Origin of the sequence: Peribacillus sp. AS_2 (assembly GCF_026891895.1) — a bacterium.
Classification (GTDB): Bacteria; Bacillota; Bacilli; order Bacillales; family DSM-1321; genus Peribacillus; species Peribacillus frigoritolerans.
The window spans coordinates 63,589-78,826 of the sequence record NZ_JAPTGA010000013.1 but is presented as its reverse complement, the minus strand read 5'-3'; the positions used below and the strand labels follow the sequence as shown (position 1 = coordinate 78,826).

Genomic DNA, 15,238 nt, shown 5'->3' with positions numbered 1-15,238 from the left:
ATTTTAATATAATTGTCGGAGCGTTGTCAATGTTGCAAGGGATGCCAAAAACCAACGATTCAAAAAACGATGTTGACTTTCTTAAAAAGCTTAGTTACAATGATTTCAATTAGAAACAGTGTTACCGGAAGGTATCATAATTCTTGACTCTTAAGAGAGTCAGGAATTATTTTTAAGGGAAAAGTAACACCGTTTCCTAATTGTAAAAAAGTGGATAGGGGAGTTGCGCAATGAACATAAAAGGAAATTGGGCGCTTGTCACGGGAGCTTCATCCGGCATCGGAGAGCAATTCGCCCGACAATTGGCCAAAGAGGGTGGCGACCTTGTACTCGTAGCCCGATCGAAAAACAAGCTGGAGAACCTGGCATCGGAGCTTAGAAAGAAATACGGCGTCAAGGTCGAGGTGATTCCTACCGATCTTGGCAAAGAGGGTGCGCCAGGCGAGTTATATCGGCAATGTCAACTTCTGAATTTAGAGATCGAATTGCTGGTCAACAACGCCGGCTTTGCCACGCACGGTTTGTTTGAACAAGTGTCAGGCGTGCGCCAGCATGAGGAAGTCATGCTCAATGTTGCCGCTGTTGTAGATATGACGCACTTGTTCTTGCCGGATATGTTGTGTAGAAACTCCGGGGCCGTTATCAATGTCGCATCGACCGCCGGATTTCAGCCCCTTCCCTATATGGCCGTATACGGAGCAACGAAAGCCTTCGTCTTGTCGTTTACCCAAGCCTTGTGGTGGGAAAACCGCAACAGTGGCGTCCAATTTTTCACGCTTTGTCCCGGAGCGACGGACACCGGCTTCTTCAACGTCGTAGGCGCGGAAGAAGCCGCCGTCGGTAAGAAAGACACACCGGAGCGGGTAGTGGAAGTTGCGCTTCGGGCATTGAAGGACGGGAAACTGTATGCCGTTCCGGGTACACAGAATTATATAGGTACGCAGATCGGACGATTCATGACGAGGAAACAGGGACTTCGTCTCGTTGGCGGCATGCTTCGTCCACGCGACGGCTCCGCCAGCAATAAGAAGTCGGCCGGTCCGTCCGATCTTGCAGGATGGATGATCGAGGAGGTGCATTGATGGCTAAATCGGCAAATATTTCCGCTAATGCTTCTGTCCATCAACCCATCCGGGAAAGTCATGGAAAGCTGGCACATTCAATTCGAGAAGGCAGAATAAACTTTAGATACACTGAAATTGATTAAAATACTTTATGAAAATTGAACTGGAATAATCTGAATAGTAATCTATTTTGATCAATCTTTTTTCAAAATAGATTCTTTTTATTTATCGTAAAATGTGGGTTTGCGAGATATCTTTGATTAAACTTTATTTAAAAGCTACACCTCGAAAGAGGGTGGAGTTTGATTGAATTACTAGTAGGATAAAGAGGTGGAAGTACATCGAGTAACCAATTGTACGAACGGGGCAGGATAGTTAGAGAGTGCTGTTTAACCTCTGTTCAACAATTGGGTCAGAAAATTGAGCAATAAAATAAGTTATTAGATTGTCTTTCAAACTCTATCACTCTTACAGCGATTTCATAAATTCTAACATTGTGTAATGAAACTTATGTTACTTTATTAATGGAGGTGACATTTATTAAAAACAAACCGATCTATGTGGAAATTCCAATTCAGGCAACTATAGACGAAGTATGGCGTATGACTCAAAAGCCTGAACTACATGAACAATGGGATTTGCGTTTTTCTTCTATTACCTATTTACCGAAAAAATCAGAAGATGATCCGCAATCCTTTTTATATGAAACGAAATTGGGATGTTGGGTAAAAGTCGCTGGCTGGGGTAAAAGTATCGGTACGCATAATAAGAAGGATGGTTCAAAGACATCTTCTCTTCACTTTGGTACCGATCAAAAAATTTCGCCAATTTGTGAAGGTAAAGGATATTGGCAGTATATTCCGACAGATAACGGAACCACATTTCTCACCCAATATGACTATAATGTACGTTATGGTTTATTTGGACGGCTTTTAGACATCTTTTTTCGGCCAATCATGGGGTGGGCAACAGCTCTAAGCTTTGATGTGCTAAAACGCTGGATCGAAAAGGGGGAATCGCCACGATCACAGTATGTACGTTTCATTATTAACACTATAGTAACATTGCTCTTTTTCTTTGTTTGGCTTTATCATGGGCTAATACCAAAGATGATTGCCAAAAATCCTGAGGAAGTATCGATGCTATCTAGTTTAACTTCCTTGGAGGGGACTGCTGCTGTAAAGGGTGTAGGGATAATAGGCGTTCTCGAGATTTTATTTGCAGTGGTATGGCTTCTTTATCGTAAGAAAAGACATTTACTTGTTCTGCAGATGATTGCTTTTCCAGTATTGACCATTAGTGCCTTGATCGCTAGTCCTTCATTCTCATTACACCCGTTTAACCCTATTACATTTAATGCTAGTCTGTGGGTTCTTTCCATTATTAGCTTCTTACTCGCAACTGATTTGCCATCGGCAACAAGTTGCAAGCGTACGAGAAAGGGTGAATCATAATGACAATCTACCAAGACCTCTTAGGTGAGGATTTTCAAAGACTTCATCCTAAGCTGCAAGAGCGTTATGCCCTACCAATTGATAAACCGTTTAATGGGGTCGGAATGATGTCAAAAATTGAAACGGGGGCTTTCTGGCTAAAACCCTTTTTTAAATTAGCAACACGCTGGAAATTTCTTTTTCCCGAAAACGGGAAGGATATACCGTTTTCAATCAAAAATACCTGTAGATCATTGCCGACTGGTGAGGCAGAAATATATTGGGAGCGTACTTTTTATTTTGAAGAGATTACTCGGCATTTTAATGCGTTTATGACGGTTGATACAAAGCGTGGTGTTGTGAGGGATTATTTAGGGGAGCCGAGCTTATTTTATTCGGATTTAAAGTTTACGGTGACACCTGAAGGGCGCATAAACATTCGCTCTGGGCCTCAACGTATCGTTATAGGTAACCTAGAGTTTCCAATTCTTCGGTTATTAGAAGGAGTTGTGAACGTTGAGGAAGGGTATGATGATGCCCGAGAAGTATTTACGATTCAAGTCGATATACGAAACCGAATCGTAGGAAGGTTGATGGCTTATGAAGGCGAATTTAAGGAGCAGACTGTTTAGTTCAATCACCATTGCAGGTGTGTTCTTTTTCATAGCAAGCAGCATTTTGACATCTGAACCCTATTTGTTAATGCTGACAGCTGCACAGTTGATTTTCGTGCCACTTATGCTCCAGCTACTATTAGAAACAAAGAGGAAACATATCATTTTCAATTGGATTGCTATGCTCTCCATCTTTTTATTGCAAATTATCCCATCAAGTACAGGACAGATGGTACTCGCTTTCATTTATATGATTTTAACCTTTTTTGTGGCATGTCATGGGCTAAAACGGTTTTTTCAGCGTGGTTTTACAAACTGGTCAGAAATATCGATTGATATCGGGATGATGTATTTATTTGTAGGCGGACTATGGTTCTTTGCTTATATTGCGGGAATTGATACAGGTTTTAGTCCACTAATCACTTGGTTAACAGCTATTCATTTTCATTACTCTGCCTTCTTATTGCCCATATCTCTTGGGCTTTTTGGGCGCTTACACGATTCAACATGGTATCGATTAATTGTGCCAATTATTTTATCGGGTCCCATACTCGTCGCCATTGGCATTTCATTTTCGCCGTTACTGGAATTCATCTCTGTGTTGCTTTACATATTTGCCATTTACACCTTAATCATACTTGCATACCGAACACGCTTCCTTTCACACTTGCAGACGATATTAATACGGCTATCATTCAGTGCACTAGGCATCACAATCTTATTTTCATTGCTTTATGCGACAAATAATTCGTTTGGACTTTGGTTTGTTAGTATTGATTTTATGCTGAAATTTCATGGCTTATTTAACTGTTTAATTTTTGGCATGTTAGGCGTACTCGGTTGGGTGCTTGTGCCTCCTAAAACGAAGCAGGATGTCTGGAATTTCCCAGTGAGCCGAATTCGAGGTGCGTTAAAAGGAGCAGGCAAGCAACACCCAGGACTAGTGGATGAACTAAGTGATTTTGTTGATATCAAAACTTTACCAAAAACAATCGTCCATTTTTATGAGAATACAGATCAGTATCGGTTATTTGCTTCTGTAAAATGGGCAACTTGGTTTATACCGTTTGCGGTGTGCTATAAATTGATAAGTACAAAACTACAGCAGTTGAACCTGCCCATCTCAAGTAAACGTACTGAAATGACATATAAAATACGTGCTGTTGATCAAACGCTAGATGGGAGGGAAAATCCACGCGCATGGATTCGCCAGGTGAAGGAGAATACCGTATTTGTGGCCATTTATTCTCAGCATAAAACGGAGGGCAGGACGTATATGAATATAGCACTTCCTCTTCCTTATTCGTCAATGATTGGTATTTTACAGCTTGACGCTATCGATGGCTCTCTTATTCTTTCGAGCGAGGGAGAAAGTGACTCTGGTATTTATTTAGCAGCTGGCAAAGCGCTTTTCAAGCTTCCATTATCCGAGCACTTTTTAATTAATGAAACAATTGCGGGAATACTCACAGCCCATCACAAAATGCGAATCTTTGGCATGCCTTTCTTACATATTGATTACACCATAAATCAAAAATGATGGTGTTTAATGCTTATTTGGGGGATTTAAAGACCTGAAATTCAATAATTGGAGGATAATAGTTTTTCTAATTATTTATACAATCATTGATACGACTTATTCCATTATAGGGAGCGATTCTTTAATAGGGATCGCCCCTTGAGACCTAAGGGGTTTTACATATATTTTTTAAAAGTACACATTTTCAGACAAAGTACGTGAACTGACTCCCCAATTAAAACAGTTTATTTTATATACCCCTCTATTTAGAGCGAATCTACAATAATTTTCTATTCGTCTTTGCATTTGCAACAAAATCGGAGACACCTTAAAACCCATCATATAAATACAATAAATTAAGTCGTTCCACCTTCTAAAAGTTTAACAGGCAGATATGTCTCTAACGGAAATTTGTTAAATTCACCTTCAATTTGTTTTAATAAAATATCAATTGCTGACTTGGCAATTAAATCAATTGGTTGTTGTATGGTTGTCAATTCTGGCAGTAAAACTTGAACTGCTTCTGTCCCATCATAGCCGACAACTTTTAATTGCGTTGGTATCTCTTTTCCGCGTTTTTTAGATTCAGCTATAACAGATGCCGCGATTAAATCATCACTTGCAAAGATCCCATCTACTTCTGGATGTTCATCAAAAAGCTTAGAGATTACTTCTTTATGACTTTGAAGAGGTGAAACTTCATATGTAATTGGAAGTCTACCCTGTTCCTTCATAACATCCTCATACGCTTTTCTTCTTAAGTTTGCTGGTGTTTGCAGCTCAATTGGTCCATTTATATGAACGATATACTGACAGCCTTTCAATATTAATAATTCTGTAGCTTTTTTCCCTCCGCTATAATTGTCAGAGCCAACAACAGGGATGTTTTTCGATAAGTAGTGGTCAATTGCCACTACAGAAAGATTCTGCTTCTCATAATTTAGTATACCTCGGTTATATGTCACAACGACTACTCCATCTACTTGATTACGTATGAGCATCTCTAAATATTTTTCTTCTTTATCTATGCGGTTTAAGCTGTTACAAAGTAACAATTTATAGCCTAATGAAGCACAGATACTTTCAATATGAAAGGTAAGTTCACCGTAAAATGGGTTACTTGAGTTTGGGATAATTAGTCCTATTAAATTAGTTCGTTTATTAAATAAAGAACGGGCTAAATCGTTTGGAAAATAATTAATCTCTTCCATCGCTTTATAAACTTTTTCTTTTGTTTTTTCACTTATGTAACCGCGGTTATTTAATACACGGGAAACTGTTGTTGATGAAACACCTGCTATTTTTGCCACATCGTGAATGCTAGGCTTCATTACATGTCCTCCTACCTCATTAAGAAACATCCATTATTATTTAAAATGAAGTTTTCATGTTTTTGTCCATTGACTGGAAACTGAGACTTTTTGAGTTGGTTCACAGAGTTATTAAACATTGGCATCAATATTTTATAAAGAGCGAAGGTTATAAAAATGAAAATCCATAATTAACTGTTTAATAGCATATCATAAACTGTCACCTACTAGGAAAACCCTATAATAAAATAATTTCAGATTAGTCTGATCACGCACCTATTTTAGAGAAAAGCACTACTAGGTGCAAGAGTTAGAGACTTATATGAATTTAATGTCTGATTTTTCAAAAAAATGACTGTCAACCGGTTGACATATGTAACCGGTTGACATAAACTACTGTTGAAAGCGCTTTTATATTTTTTTAAAAGATATGAGGAGGGAGTGAAAGGTATGAAGAAATGGCTACTTGTAAGTATATCTTTATTACTGATGTTTGCTGCGGTGGGCTGCAGCAAAAGCGAAAGCGTAAATAGTGATGGTAAAAAGACGATTACGATGTGGGTGCACATATCTGATGAAAATGAAGAAGGAAAAGTGTATAAAAAACGGGTAGAAGCCTTCAATAAGAATTATGCTCCTGACAATATCAAAGCTAAAATTGAATTTATTCCACGTAGCGGAAATGGCGGTGGTTATGAAGACAAAGTAAACGCGGCCCTTACAACCAGCACGTTACCGGATGTTATTACTTTGGATGGTCCCAATACAGCTGCTTACGCGAAATCTGGTGTCATTGCACCATTGGATGAGTATGTAAAAGATCAAGAGGATTTGCTGCCAAGTATTAAGCAACAAGGAACTTATAAAGACAAGCTGTATGCAATTGGTGTTAGTGAATCATCTGTTGGGATTTATTACAATAAAAGGATGTTACAAGAAGCGGGCGTCGATTTGAATACGCTGCCAACAGTTGATAATCCATGGACATGGGACCAATTCCTTGCTCTTTGTAAAACGTTGAAAGATAAATACGACAAACCAGCTATTGATATGCAATTACAGTCTAAAGACGAAATGTTGACGTATGCGCTAACGCCGTTTGTCTGGTCAGCTGATGGGGATATCATCTCGAAAGATGGAAAGAAGGCAGAAGGTGTCTTCAATAATAAACCTACTGTTGAAGCGTTGACATTTATTCAAACTATGTTGAAAGAAGGTTATACGACACGAACACCAGTCAAACAAGCATTTGAAACGGAAAAATATCCAATGAAGTTTAGTGGAGTATGGACTGTAACTGATATGAAAACAAACTACCAAAAGGTAGATTATGGCGTTATCCCATATCCTGTATCACCAAAAACAAAGAAACTAGTTTCTCCTTCAGGTAGTTGGCAATTTGCGATGACACAAACGTCCGAAAATAAAGAATGGGCTGCAAAATTAGTCGATTGGATGACAAACAAAGATTCGAATGTGGAACTGAGCCGTACGATTGCAGCACTGCCAGTCCGATACTCTTCTGAAAAAGTGATGGCAAAAGAGTTCTCAGATCAAATGAATGTCTTCTTGAAACAATTGAAAGAAACAGGACACGCACGACCCGTTACACCGGCTTATCCGCAAGTAACGCGTGCTTTCCAACAAACAATCGATGACATCAGCTTCTATGATCAGAATAAAGATATCCAAAAAGTATTGGATATACATGCGAAAGAAATGCAATCAGCTATCGATAAGGCCAATTAGAAGGAGGAGCCATGAGTAAAATTGGATGGAAAGAAAATAGGAGTGTCTATACATTTCTGAGACCAGAGGAAAGAACCAAGAATAAAACTCGGTGGAAAGAAAATGTAGTAGCATATACGTTTTTGGGACCGGCGTTGTTACTTTTATCGATGTTCCTTGTTATTCCGTCTATTATGTCAGTCTATTATTCGTTTACGGATTACTATTTATTGACACCAGATATGCGTAAATTTGTCGGATTGGACAATTTCATCAAACTATTCCAAGACCCAATTTTTCTGAAAAGCTTGGTGAACACACTGGAATTTGTCGTTTGGGTGATTCCGTTACAGATAGGGGCAGCTCTTGGGCTTGCCCTCCTGTTAAATAAACAACGTAAAGCAAACACGTTTTTTAAAGTAGCTTACTTTAGTCCAGTTGTCATGTCACTTGTCGTTATCTCTGTTCTATGGTTGTATTTGTTGAATCCAAATGAAGGGATTATTAATAACGTACTCACATACTTCGGTATTTCAGCGCAACCGTTTTTGACAAGTCCCAAGCAGGCGATATTTACAATTGTCGTGGTTTCAGCTTGGCAAGGAGCTGGCTTTCAGATGCTGATTTTTCTAGCAGGACTGCAGAATATCCCCGGTGATGTTTATGAGGCGGCACAGTTAGACGGAATAAATAAATGGCAACGTTTCATGTACATTACGTTACCTTTGTTGAAACCAACTTCAATTTTTATATTTATTACCACATTAATTGGCGCATTCAAGCTATTGGTTCAACCAATGGTTATGACGCAAGGCGGACCAGTGAATTCCACCATGACGGTTGTCTATTATATTTATCAAACTGGTTTTACGGACCGTATGGTTGGTTATGCCAGTTCAATTGCTCTCTTGTTTGGGACGATTATCGGATTGGTTACGATTACGCAGCGTAAACTGGTGAAGGAGGATGAAGATTGATGAGACGGAAATTCGGGCCTCTAACAATTTTAGAATACATATGCCTGGTTTTGCTCGCGGTGCTATTTATTTTTCCGCTGTTTTGGATGGTCGCATCCTCGATGAAACCAGAAGCGGAAATTTATAACGATATGAGTAACATTAAGGCTTTTCTGCCATCATTTCATCCATCAGACTGGTTTGTATCCTATAAGCAAGTTCTCTTACGGTTCCATTTACTAGGTTATATAGGCAACAGTTTGTTTTATGGTTTGTGTGTAGCAGTTGGTTCCATAATTATCAATGGGATGGCGGGCTATGCATTTGCTAAACTTAATTTTAGTGGAAAAAAAGTGCTGTTTGGACTTTTATTGGCTATTTTGATCGTGCCATTTGAAACCATCTTAATCTCTCAATTTACCATTATTCATAGCATTGGATTAGTGGATACACGTCTTGCGGTTATTTTGCCAGCGTTGGCAGGGGCATTCAATATCTATTTGTTCCGGAACTTTTTTATGGCTATTCCAAAAGAGATTATTGAATCGGCTAAATTGGATGGGGCAAATACATGGCAAGTGTTCTGGCGGATCATGCTGCCGATGTCCAAACCGGCCGTTGCCACTGTTGGGACATTGGCTTTTATCGGAAGTTGGAATGACTACATCTGGCCTCTGATGGTCTTGACAGACAAATCGAAATTTCCGATCCAAGTAGCGATTACAGCAATTAATAGTACAGACCCGGTTTATACTAACCAAGTCATGGCTGTTCTGACGATATCCACCGTTCCATTGATTATTATCTATATTGTGGCTCAACGTTATATTTTAGAGGGGATTGGTGGTTCAGGTACAGGCATTAAATAGAGAGTGTATCATCATTAACAACCATGTATGGACTTAAATTCACATTTCTGATTCTTCTTTTTCATATCGTTAACTAGTGATTCATTTCTTTTCACATGTCTAGTAAAAGGAGCAATTAAATTGGAAGTTTCAAAAATTCTGTATTGGAAGTTAAGTGCGTATTTTTTCTTTTTCTTTTTTACTTGGTCTTCAAGTTACTCTTTATTTTCCATTTGGTTAGGACAAGAAATAAATCTAAGTGGGGCAGCTACAGGTATTATCTTTTCTGTAAACGCTATCTTCGCCTTATGTATGCAGCCACTATATGGTTATATATCTGACAAAATAGGTTTAAAGAAAAAAATATTATCTTTCATTAGTTTGCTACTCGTATTTGTAGGACCATTTTATATTTTCATCTATGGACCATTATTAAAACACAATGTCTTTTGGGGCGCTATTGTTGGAGGAATCTATTTAGCCGTAGCTTTTCTAGCTGGTATTGGAGCGATTGAATCATATATTGAGAAGATTAGCCGTAAATATGATTTCGAATATGGAAAATCGAGAATGTGGGGATCTCTAGGGTGGGCGGCAGCTACATTTTTTGCAGGACAGCTGTTTAATATTAATCCAAATATCAATTTCTGGGTTGCATCTGTTTCAGCGATCGTATTAGTGGCCATTATTATGTCTGTGAAAATAGAAATGACGGATCAAGAGATGAATAGAGCCGATTCTATTAAATTAAGAGACGTTGGACAACTTTTTTTATTAAAAGATTTCTGGTTTTTCATGATGTACATTATTGGGGTGACATGCGTCTACAGTGTTTATGATCAGCAATTCCCTCTTTATTACGCCTCATTATTTCCGACTGAATCGTTAGGCAATCAAGTATTCGGATATCTAAACTCGTTCCAAGTATTTTTAGAGGCTGGAATGATGTTTCTTGCTCCGTTTATCGTAAATAAGTTTGGTGTAAAGAATAGTTTAATTCTAGCAGGATTTTTAATGGCCTTCCGAATCATCGGTTCTGGAATTTTTGTTGGACCAATCGGAATTTCTTCGATGAAATTAATTCATGCCCTTGAATTGCCTATTATGCTAATTGCTATTTTTAAATATTTAGCAGCGAATTTCGATACCCGTCTATCTTCTGTGCTTTATCTAGTTGGTTTCCAATTTGCATCTCAGGTTGGTGCATCCATTCTTTCACCACTTGCAGGTGGATTATATGACAGTGTAGGATTTCGTAATACCTATCTCATCATGGGAATCATGGTGTTTTGTTTTACCATTATTTCAATCTTTACTTTAAAAGGTTCTAAAAAAAGAAAAGGCTTAAATGGCAATCTGGAAAGGTTACGAAAGATAATATAGGAGGATGTTACGATGTTAACAATTAATAGAATTAAACAGGCTGAAGAGGCACTGAAGAATGCCAAGAAAAAAATAAATGATCGTTATCGATTAGGTTATCATATCATGGCTCCAGCTAACTGGATGAATGACCCGAACGGTTTCGTGCAGTATAAAGGGGAATATCATGCATTTTATCAATGCCATCCATATGATGCAAATTGGGGACCTATGCATTGGGGCCATGTAAAAAGTAAAGATCTCGTTCATTGGGAGCATTTTCCTGTTGCTTTAGCCCCCGGGGATGCTTGTGATACAGATGGATGTTTCTCAGGAAGTGCCGTTGATAATGATGGTGAACTAACCCTGATCTATACAGGACATAACTATACAGACAAGGAAAAAGACCACTTCTATCAAAATCAAAATATTGCGGTCAGTACGGATGGAATATCATTTGAGAAGGTTGGGGAAAATCCGGTTATTGCTAAACCACCAGTGGATAGTGCACATCACTTCCGTGATCCAAAGGTGTGGAGGCACAATGATACCTGGTACATGGTTTTAGGAAATTCGACGAAGGATAATGTCGGAAGAGTTATTTTATACCGTTCTTCAGATCTACTGAATTGGGAATACATTGGCGTTCTTGCACAAAGTGATGGATCCCTTGGATATATGTGGGAATGCCCGGACTTCTTTGAATTAGATGGAAAATATATTTTAATGATCTCTCCTCAAGGCATTAAATCAAATGGAGATTTATATAATAATCTATTCCAAACAGGTTATTTGGTTGGAGATTATAATTACGAAACAAACGAGTTTGTTCATGGATCATTTACTGAACTGGATAATGGACATGATTTTTATGCAGTTCAAACACTGTTAGATGATAAGGGGCGTCGAATTGCGATTGGTTGGATGGATATGTGGGAGTCAAACATGCCAACTAAAGCAGATGGATGGTGTGGAGCCTTAACATTGCCACGCGAAATAACGTTAGGGGATCATAACAAGATTTTAATGAATCCTGTTGAGGAATTAATCTTATTACGGGATTCTGAACACATTGAGTGTACAAATCAATCCATTTCAAAAGGCTATTTGATAGAAACGAAAGAGGATTTACTTGAAGTGAAGGCAGTGTTTGATTTAATTAATTGTAGCGCTCAATCTGTAGGTCTAAAGATTCGTGGAGTTAACCAAGAAGAAACAGTATTAACGTATCACTTAGATAAACAACAACTAACACTTGATTGCTCCAAGTCAGGAAAAGTGGAAGATGGTGTTAGAAGCACAATGCTTGAGACAAATAAAGAGCTTTCCCTGCGTGTATTTATTGATCGATCTTCCATTGAAATCTTTGCGAACGATGGACAAACGACCATGACAAGTCGGATCTATCCGAATGAAGATAGACTAGGAATTGAGTTATTTGCTGAGAAGGGTGATGTACAAGTCAAGGAATTAACCTATTGGAACCTGCAAGATATCTGGAAATAAAATAACAAGGAACAAGTGTCTACACACTTGTTCCTTGTTTAGGGGTGAAAACATTGAAAAAGGTTTTTTGTATTGGTGAGACATTAATCGATTTTATTCCGATTCAAAAAGAAAAATCTTTAAAAGAGGTTACTGGTTTTGAACGTGTTGCCGGTGGAGCTCCTATGAACGTTGCGATTGCAATTGCAAAATACGGTGGGAATTCCGTCATGCTGACCAAGATAGCTAATGATAATTTTGGTGATTATTTAGAGGGCGTGCTTCGAGGAAATGATGTAGACACTTCCTATATTATTCGAAGTGATGAAGGTGAAACTGGATTAGCATTTGTATCTGTAGATAATTTCGGAGAAAGAAGTTTTAATTTTTACCGAAAGAATGCAGCTGATTTATTACTTTCACCAGATGAGGTGAAGTCAGAGTGGTTTAATCAAGGAGACCTTCTTCACTTTTGCTCAGTGGATTTAGTTGAAAGTCCAATGAAACAAACCCATATAAAAGTGATAGACAGATTTAATAAAATAGGTGGAATTGTAAGTTTTGACCCTAATGTCAGGCTTCCTTTATGGCCAGATGAAGAAAGCTGTCGGAGTACCATACTAAACTTCTTGCCTCTGGCGGATATTGTAAAAGTATCTGATGAAGAATTATATTTTATAACAAATATTCATACGGAAAAAGAAGCGATTGAATCCCTTTTTGTCGGTAACGTGAAAGTAGTCGTATATACAAAAGGAAGCGATGGCGCAAATATCTATTTGAAAAATGGAGAGGTATATGAAGACAAAGGATTTAAAGTAATTGTTTCGGATACAACAGGGGCAGGTGATGCATTTATCGGAGGTTTCTTATCCGAACTAGTGTCACTTGAAGTAACTAACGAAAATCTATGTGAAAGAGTGAGTGAAAATCATCAACGATTACTTACTTTTGCAAATGCAAGTGGAGCACTGACTGCTTCCGTAAAAGGGGCTATTCAGGAAGCACCCGGAAAACGCCATGTATTAAATTTTATTTCTACTCAACGGGAAACAACAAAGAGGGGGAGAAAGAAATTTTGTAAAGAGTTTTAAAATCCCTTACTGTGATCATTATTTATAAGGACAAGGTTTGGTACGTCCCAGTATGATTATTGGAACTTTATGAAAGTTTCGGAAAATCGAGTGGACCTAAAAAAGTAACTATCTGTGAGCATTATGAGATTGATGCATTAGCAGGTGTGGCCTCGTTTGTAGCGATCATTAACCCGCATTCCCATCATTTTTTGTAACGATGAAGTTGATAAAGGAATATTAGACAAAATTGCTATAGGTAGCTCAAAATATCTCCCGTAAGAACATCTTCAATGTGTGGATTGTTTATATGGATTACAAAGTCTTGGACCTGATCTATGATGAATGGAACAAGCAAGTAAAATAAATTGGAAAGTGCAATTGAGTACCAAATAATTAAAGGCGAGGTTTGAATATGACAACATTCCTTTTAGTCATCATTTATTTGGCTTTTATTAGCTTAGGCTTACCTGATTCATTGTTGGGGGTAGCGTGGCCTGTGATGCAATCGGACTATGGAGCCCCGCTTGAGACTGCTGGATTACTTTTTATGACGATAGCTGGTGGTACAATTATTTCCAGTTTAGCTAGCGGAATGGTACTTAAACGGTTTGGAACTGGCAATGTCACATTTGTCAGTTGCTTACTGACTGCTGGTGCTTTGTTGGGATTTCATTTTGCTCCATCGCTTGTTTGGTTAATTGTATGTGCCATACCACTTGGATTAGGTGCAGGATCTGTTGATGCAGGATTAAACGATTATGTTGCTACACAGTATAAGGCACACCATATGAGTTGGTTACATTGTTTTTGGGGAGTCGGAGCTACTTTTGGTCCCATCATTATGGCTCAGTTTATCTCAGAACAAAATTCTTGGAGAAATGGATATCTTGCAATCTCTGGATTTCAGTTCACGTTAACTGTAATCCTTCTCTTCACTTTGCCCTTATGGAATAGAGTGAAAAAGAAAAGCAATATAACAATAAATGAAGAGCAGGAAGATTCAAAAGGTGTATTTTATAAAGAAGATGCTAAACATGTAAAACCTTTACAAATTAAAGGAGTTAAACTGGCTCTGATCTCCTTCTTGTTTTATTGTGGGGTTGAATCAACAGTGGGTCTTTGGGGAAGTAGCTTTCTTGTAAATGTCAAGGAGTTACCCGTATCGGTTGCTGCACAATGGGTTTCCTTATATTACGCAGGGATAACAATGGGTAGATTTATTACAGGCTTCATTACCTTTAAAATGAGTAACCGTACACTCATTCGGATGGGACAAATAATAGCATTAGCTGGTGCCACGCTTCTATTCCTACCATTGCCTTCCACTTTTTCGCTTGTAGGTTTTATTATGGTTGGACTGGGATTAGCACCGATATTTCCGTGTATGTTGCATGAAACTCCAACACGTTTTGGGAAGAAGCATTCCCAGACAATTATGGGTTATCAAATGGCTGTTGCTTATACAGGTAGTACTTTCATACCACCTCTTCTTGGCTTCATTGCATCTCATTCAACAATAGGAATCTTTCCATTTTGTATTGCTGTTTTTGTTGCAGCAATGCTCCTAAGTTCAGAAAAATTAAATACCTTACTGACAAAGAATGATTTATTAACGAGGAAAGATAAAAGCTCAAAAGCATTTTAAGCATCCTCGAAATCAATCACCTTACATCGATTACCACCGAAGTAGTAGAAGCTGCACGAAATAGCTTACTGCTTGGACGTATATAATAAAGAAACCCAGCTATTCTACTCATGTGAAGATAGCTAGGTTTTTAAAGAGGATAATGGACTTGATTTAGGTTTATTAATGGAATTATTATTCACTAACACGATATCAGCC

Annotated in this window: 13 protein-coding genes; 12 read left to right on the top strand and 1 reads right to left on the bottom strand. The window is 38.2% G+C overall.

All coding sequences use genetic code 11. From position 1 onward, the window contains the following. Window positions 1-230 precede the first annotated feature (230 nt). From OTG27_RS20675 to OTG27_RS20655, 5 genes are all read left to right on the top strand, one after another. Window positions 231-1,082, top strand: coding sequence for an SDR family NAD(P)-dependent oxidoreductase (locus tag OTG27_RS20675; RefSeq protein ID WP_268937956.1), 852 nt, complete (start codon window positions 231-233; stop codon window positions 1,080-1,082). Next, the gene (locus OTG27_RS20670) at window positions 1,082-1,207 is read left to right on the top strand and encodes a hypothetical protein (protein WP_262983613.1); all 126 of its coding nucleotides are present in this window, start codon (window positions 1,082-1,084) and stop codon (window positions 1,205-1,207) included. The genes OTG27_RS20675 and OTG27_RS20670 overlap by 1 nt, the downstream gene beginning before the upstream one ends. 396 nt (window positions 1,208-1,603) lie before the next feature. Next, entirely contained in the window at window positions 1,604-2,518 is a 915-nt protein-coding gene (locus OTG27_RS20665) for a DoxX-like family protein (RefSeq protein WP_268937992.1), read from the top strand. Next, window positions 2,518-3,129 (top strand): DUF4166 domain-containing protein, encoded by a 612-nt coding sequence (locus OTG27_RS20660; RefSeq protein WP_268937955.1) that lies wholly within the window; start codon window positions 2,518-2,520, stop codon window positions 3,127-3,129. The genes OTG27_RS20665 and OTG27_RS20660 overlap by 1 nt, the downstream gene beginning before the upstream one ends. After that, the gene (locus OTG27_RS20655; RefSeq protein WP_268937954.1) at window positions 3,098-4,651 is read left to right on the top strand and encodes a YndJ family protein; all 1,554 of its coding nucleotides are present in this window, start codon (window positions 3,098-3,100) and stop codon (window positions 4,649-4,651) included. Before OTG27_RS20660 ends, OTG27_RS20655 begins: the two co-directional genes overlap by 32 nt. A gap of 335 nt (window positions 4,652-4,986) precedes the next feature. On the opposite strand, the gene OTG27_RS20650 is transcribed toward OTG27_RS20655, so the two are convergent. Next, window positions 4,987-5,961 (bottom strand): LacI family DNA-binding transcriptional regulator, encoded by a 975-nt coding sequence (locus OTG27_RS20650; protein ID WP_268937953.1) that lies wholly within the window; start codon window positions 5,959-5,961, stop codon window positions 4,987-4,989. 429 nt (window positions 5,962-6,390) lie between these two features. Here OTG27_RS20650 and OTG27_RS20645 point away from each other — a divergent pair, with 429 nt between their 5' ends. The 7 genes from OTG27_RS20645 to OTG27_RS20615 all read left to right on the top strand — a co-directional run bounded on the left by OTG27_RS20645 (window position 6,391) and on the right by OTG27_RS20615 (window position 15,040). After that, window positions 6,391-7,689 (top strand): ABC transporter substrate-binding protein, encoded by a 1,299-nt coding sequence (locus tag OTG27_RS20645; protein ID WP_268937952.1) that lies wholly within the window; start codon window positions 6,391-6,393, stop codon window positions 7,687-7,689. Between the two features lie 11 nt (window positions 7,690-7,700). Continuing rightward, window positions 7,701-8,645 (top strand): carbohydrate ABC transporter permease, encoded by a 945-nt coding sequence (locus OTG27_RS20640; RefSeq protein WP_268937951.1) that lies wholly within the window; start codon window positions 7,701-7,703, stop codon window positions 8,643-8,645. After that, complete coding sequence (locus OTG27_RS20635) at window positions 8,645-9,493, top strand: carbohydrate ABC transporter permease (protein ID WP_034306216.1); 849 nt, start codon at window positions 8,645-8,647, stop codon at window positions 9,491-9,493. The genes OTG27_RS20640 and OTG27_RS20635 overlap by 1 nt, the downstream gene beginning before the upstream one ends. 120 nt (window positions 9,494-9,613) lie before the next feature. Then, window positions 9,614-10,855 carry an MFS transporter gene (locus tag OTG27_RS20630; protein ID WP_268937950.1) on the top strand — a complete coding sequence of 414 codons (1,242 nt, stop codon included), beginning with the start codon at window positions 9,614-9,616 and terminating at the stop codon, window positions 10,853-10,855. Between the two features lie 21 nt (window positions 10,856-10,876). Next, the gene (locus OTG27_RS20625; RefSeq protein ID WP_268937991.1) at window positions 10,877-12,340 is read left to right on the top strand and encodes a glycoside hydrolase family 32 protein; all 1,464 of its coding nucleotides are present in this window, start codon (window positions 10,877-10,879) and stop codon (window positions 12,338-12,340) included. A 53-nt stretch (window positions 12,341-12,393) separates the two neighbouring features. Further along, window positions 12,394-13,413, top strand: a complete 1,020-nt coding sequence (locus tag OTG27_RS20620; RefSeq protein ID WP_268937949.1) for a carbohydrate kinase family protein — start codon at window positions 12,394-12,396, stop codon at window positions 13,411-13,413. A 394-nt stretch (window positions 13,414-13,807) separates the two neighbouring features. Next, complete coding sequence (locus tag OTG27_RS20615) at window positions 13,808-15,040, top strand: MFS transporter (protein ID WP_268937948.1); 1,233 nt, start codon at window positions 13,808-13,810, stop codon at window positions 15,038-15,040. Window positions 15,041-15,238 lie beyond the last annotated feature (198 nt).

What these genes read in the sequence shown, in the direction of transcription:
- OTG27_RS20675 (WP_268937956.1), top strand. Translation starts at nt 231, where the DNA reads ATGAACATAAAAGGAAATTGGGCGCTTGTCACGGGAGCTTCATCCGGC.
- OTG27_RS20670 (WP_262983613.1), top strand. Translation starts at nt 1,082, where the DNA reads ATGGCTAAATCGGCAAATATTTCCGCTAATGCTTCTGTCCATCAACCC.
- OTG27_RS20660 (WP_268937955.1), top strand. Translation starts at nt 2,518, where the DNA reads ATGACAATCTACCAAGACCTCTTAGGTGAGGATTTTCAAAGACTTCAT.
- OTG27_RS20655 (WP_268937954.1), top strand. Translation starts at nt 3,098, where the DNA reads ATGAAGGCGAATTTAAGGAGCAGACTGTTTAGTTCAATCACCATTGCA.
- OTG27_RS20650 (WP_268937953.1), bottom strand. Translation starts at nt 5,961, where the DNA reads ATGAAGCCTAGCATTCACGATGTGGCAAAAATAGCAGGTGTTTCATCA.
- OTG27_RS20645 (WP_268937952.1), top strand. Translation starts at nt 6,391, where the DNA reads ATGAAGAAATGGCTACTTGTAAGTATATCTTTATTACTGATGTTTGCT.
- OTG27_RS20640 (WP_268937951.1), top strand. Translation starts at nt 7,701, where the DNA reads ATGAGTAAAATTGGATGGAAAGAAAATAGGAGTGTCTATACATTTCTG.
- OTG27_RS20635 (WP_034306216.1), top strand. Translation starts at nt 8,645, where the DNA reads ATGAGACGGAAATTCGGGCCTCTAACAATTTTAGAATACATATGCCTG.
- OTG27_RS20615 (WP_268937948.1), top strand. Translation starts at nt 13,808, where the DNA reads ATGACAACATTCCTTTTAGTCATCATTTATTTGGCTTTTATTAGCTTA.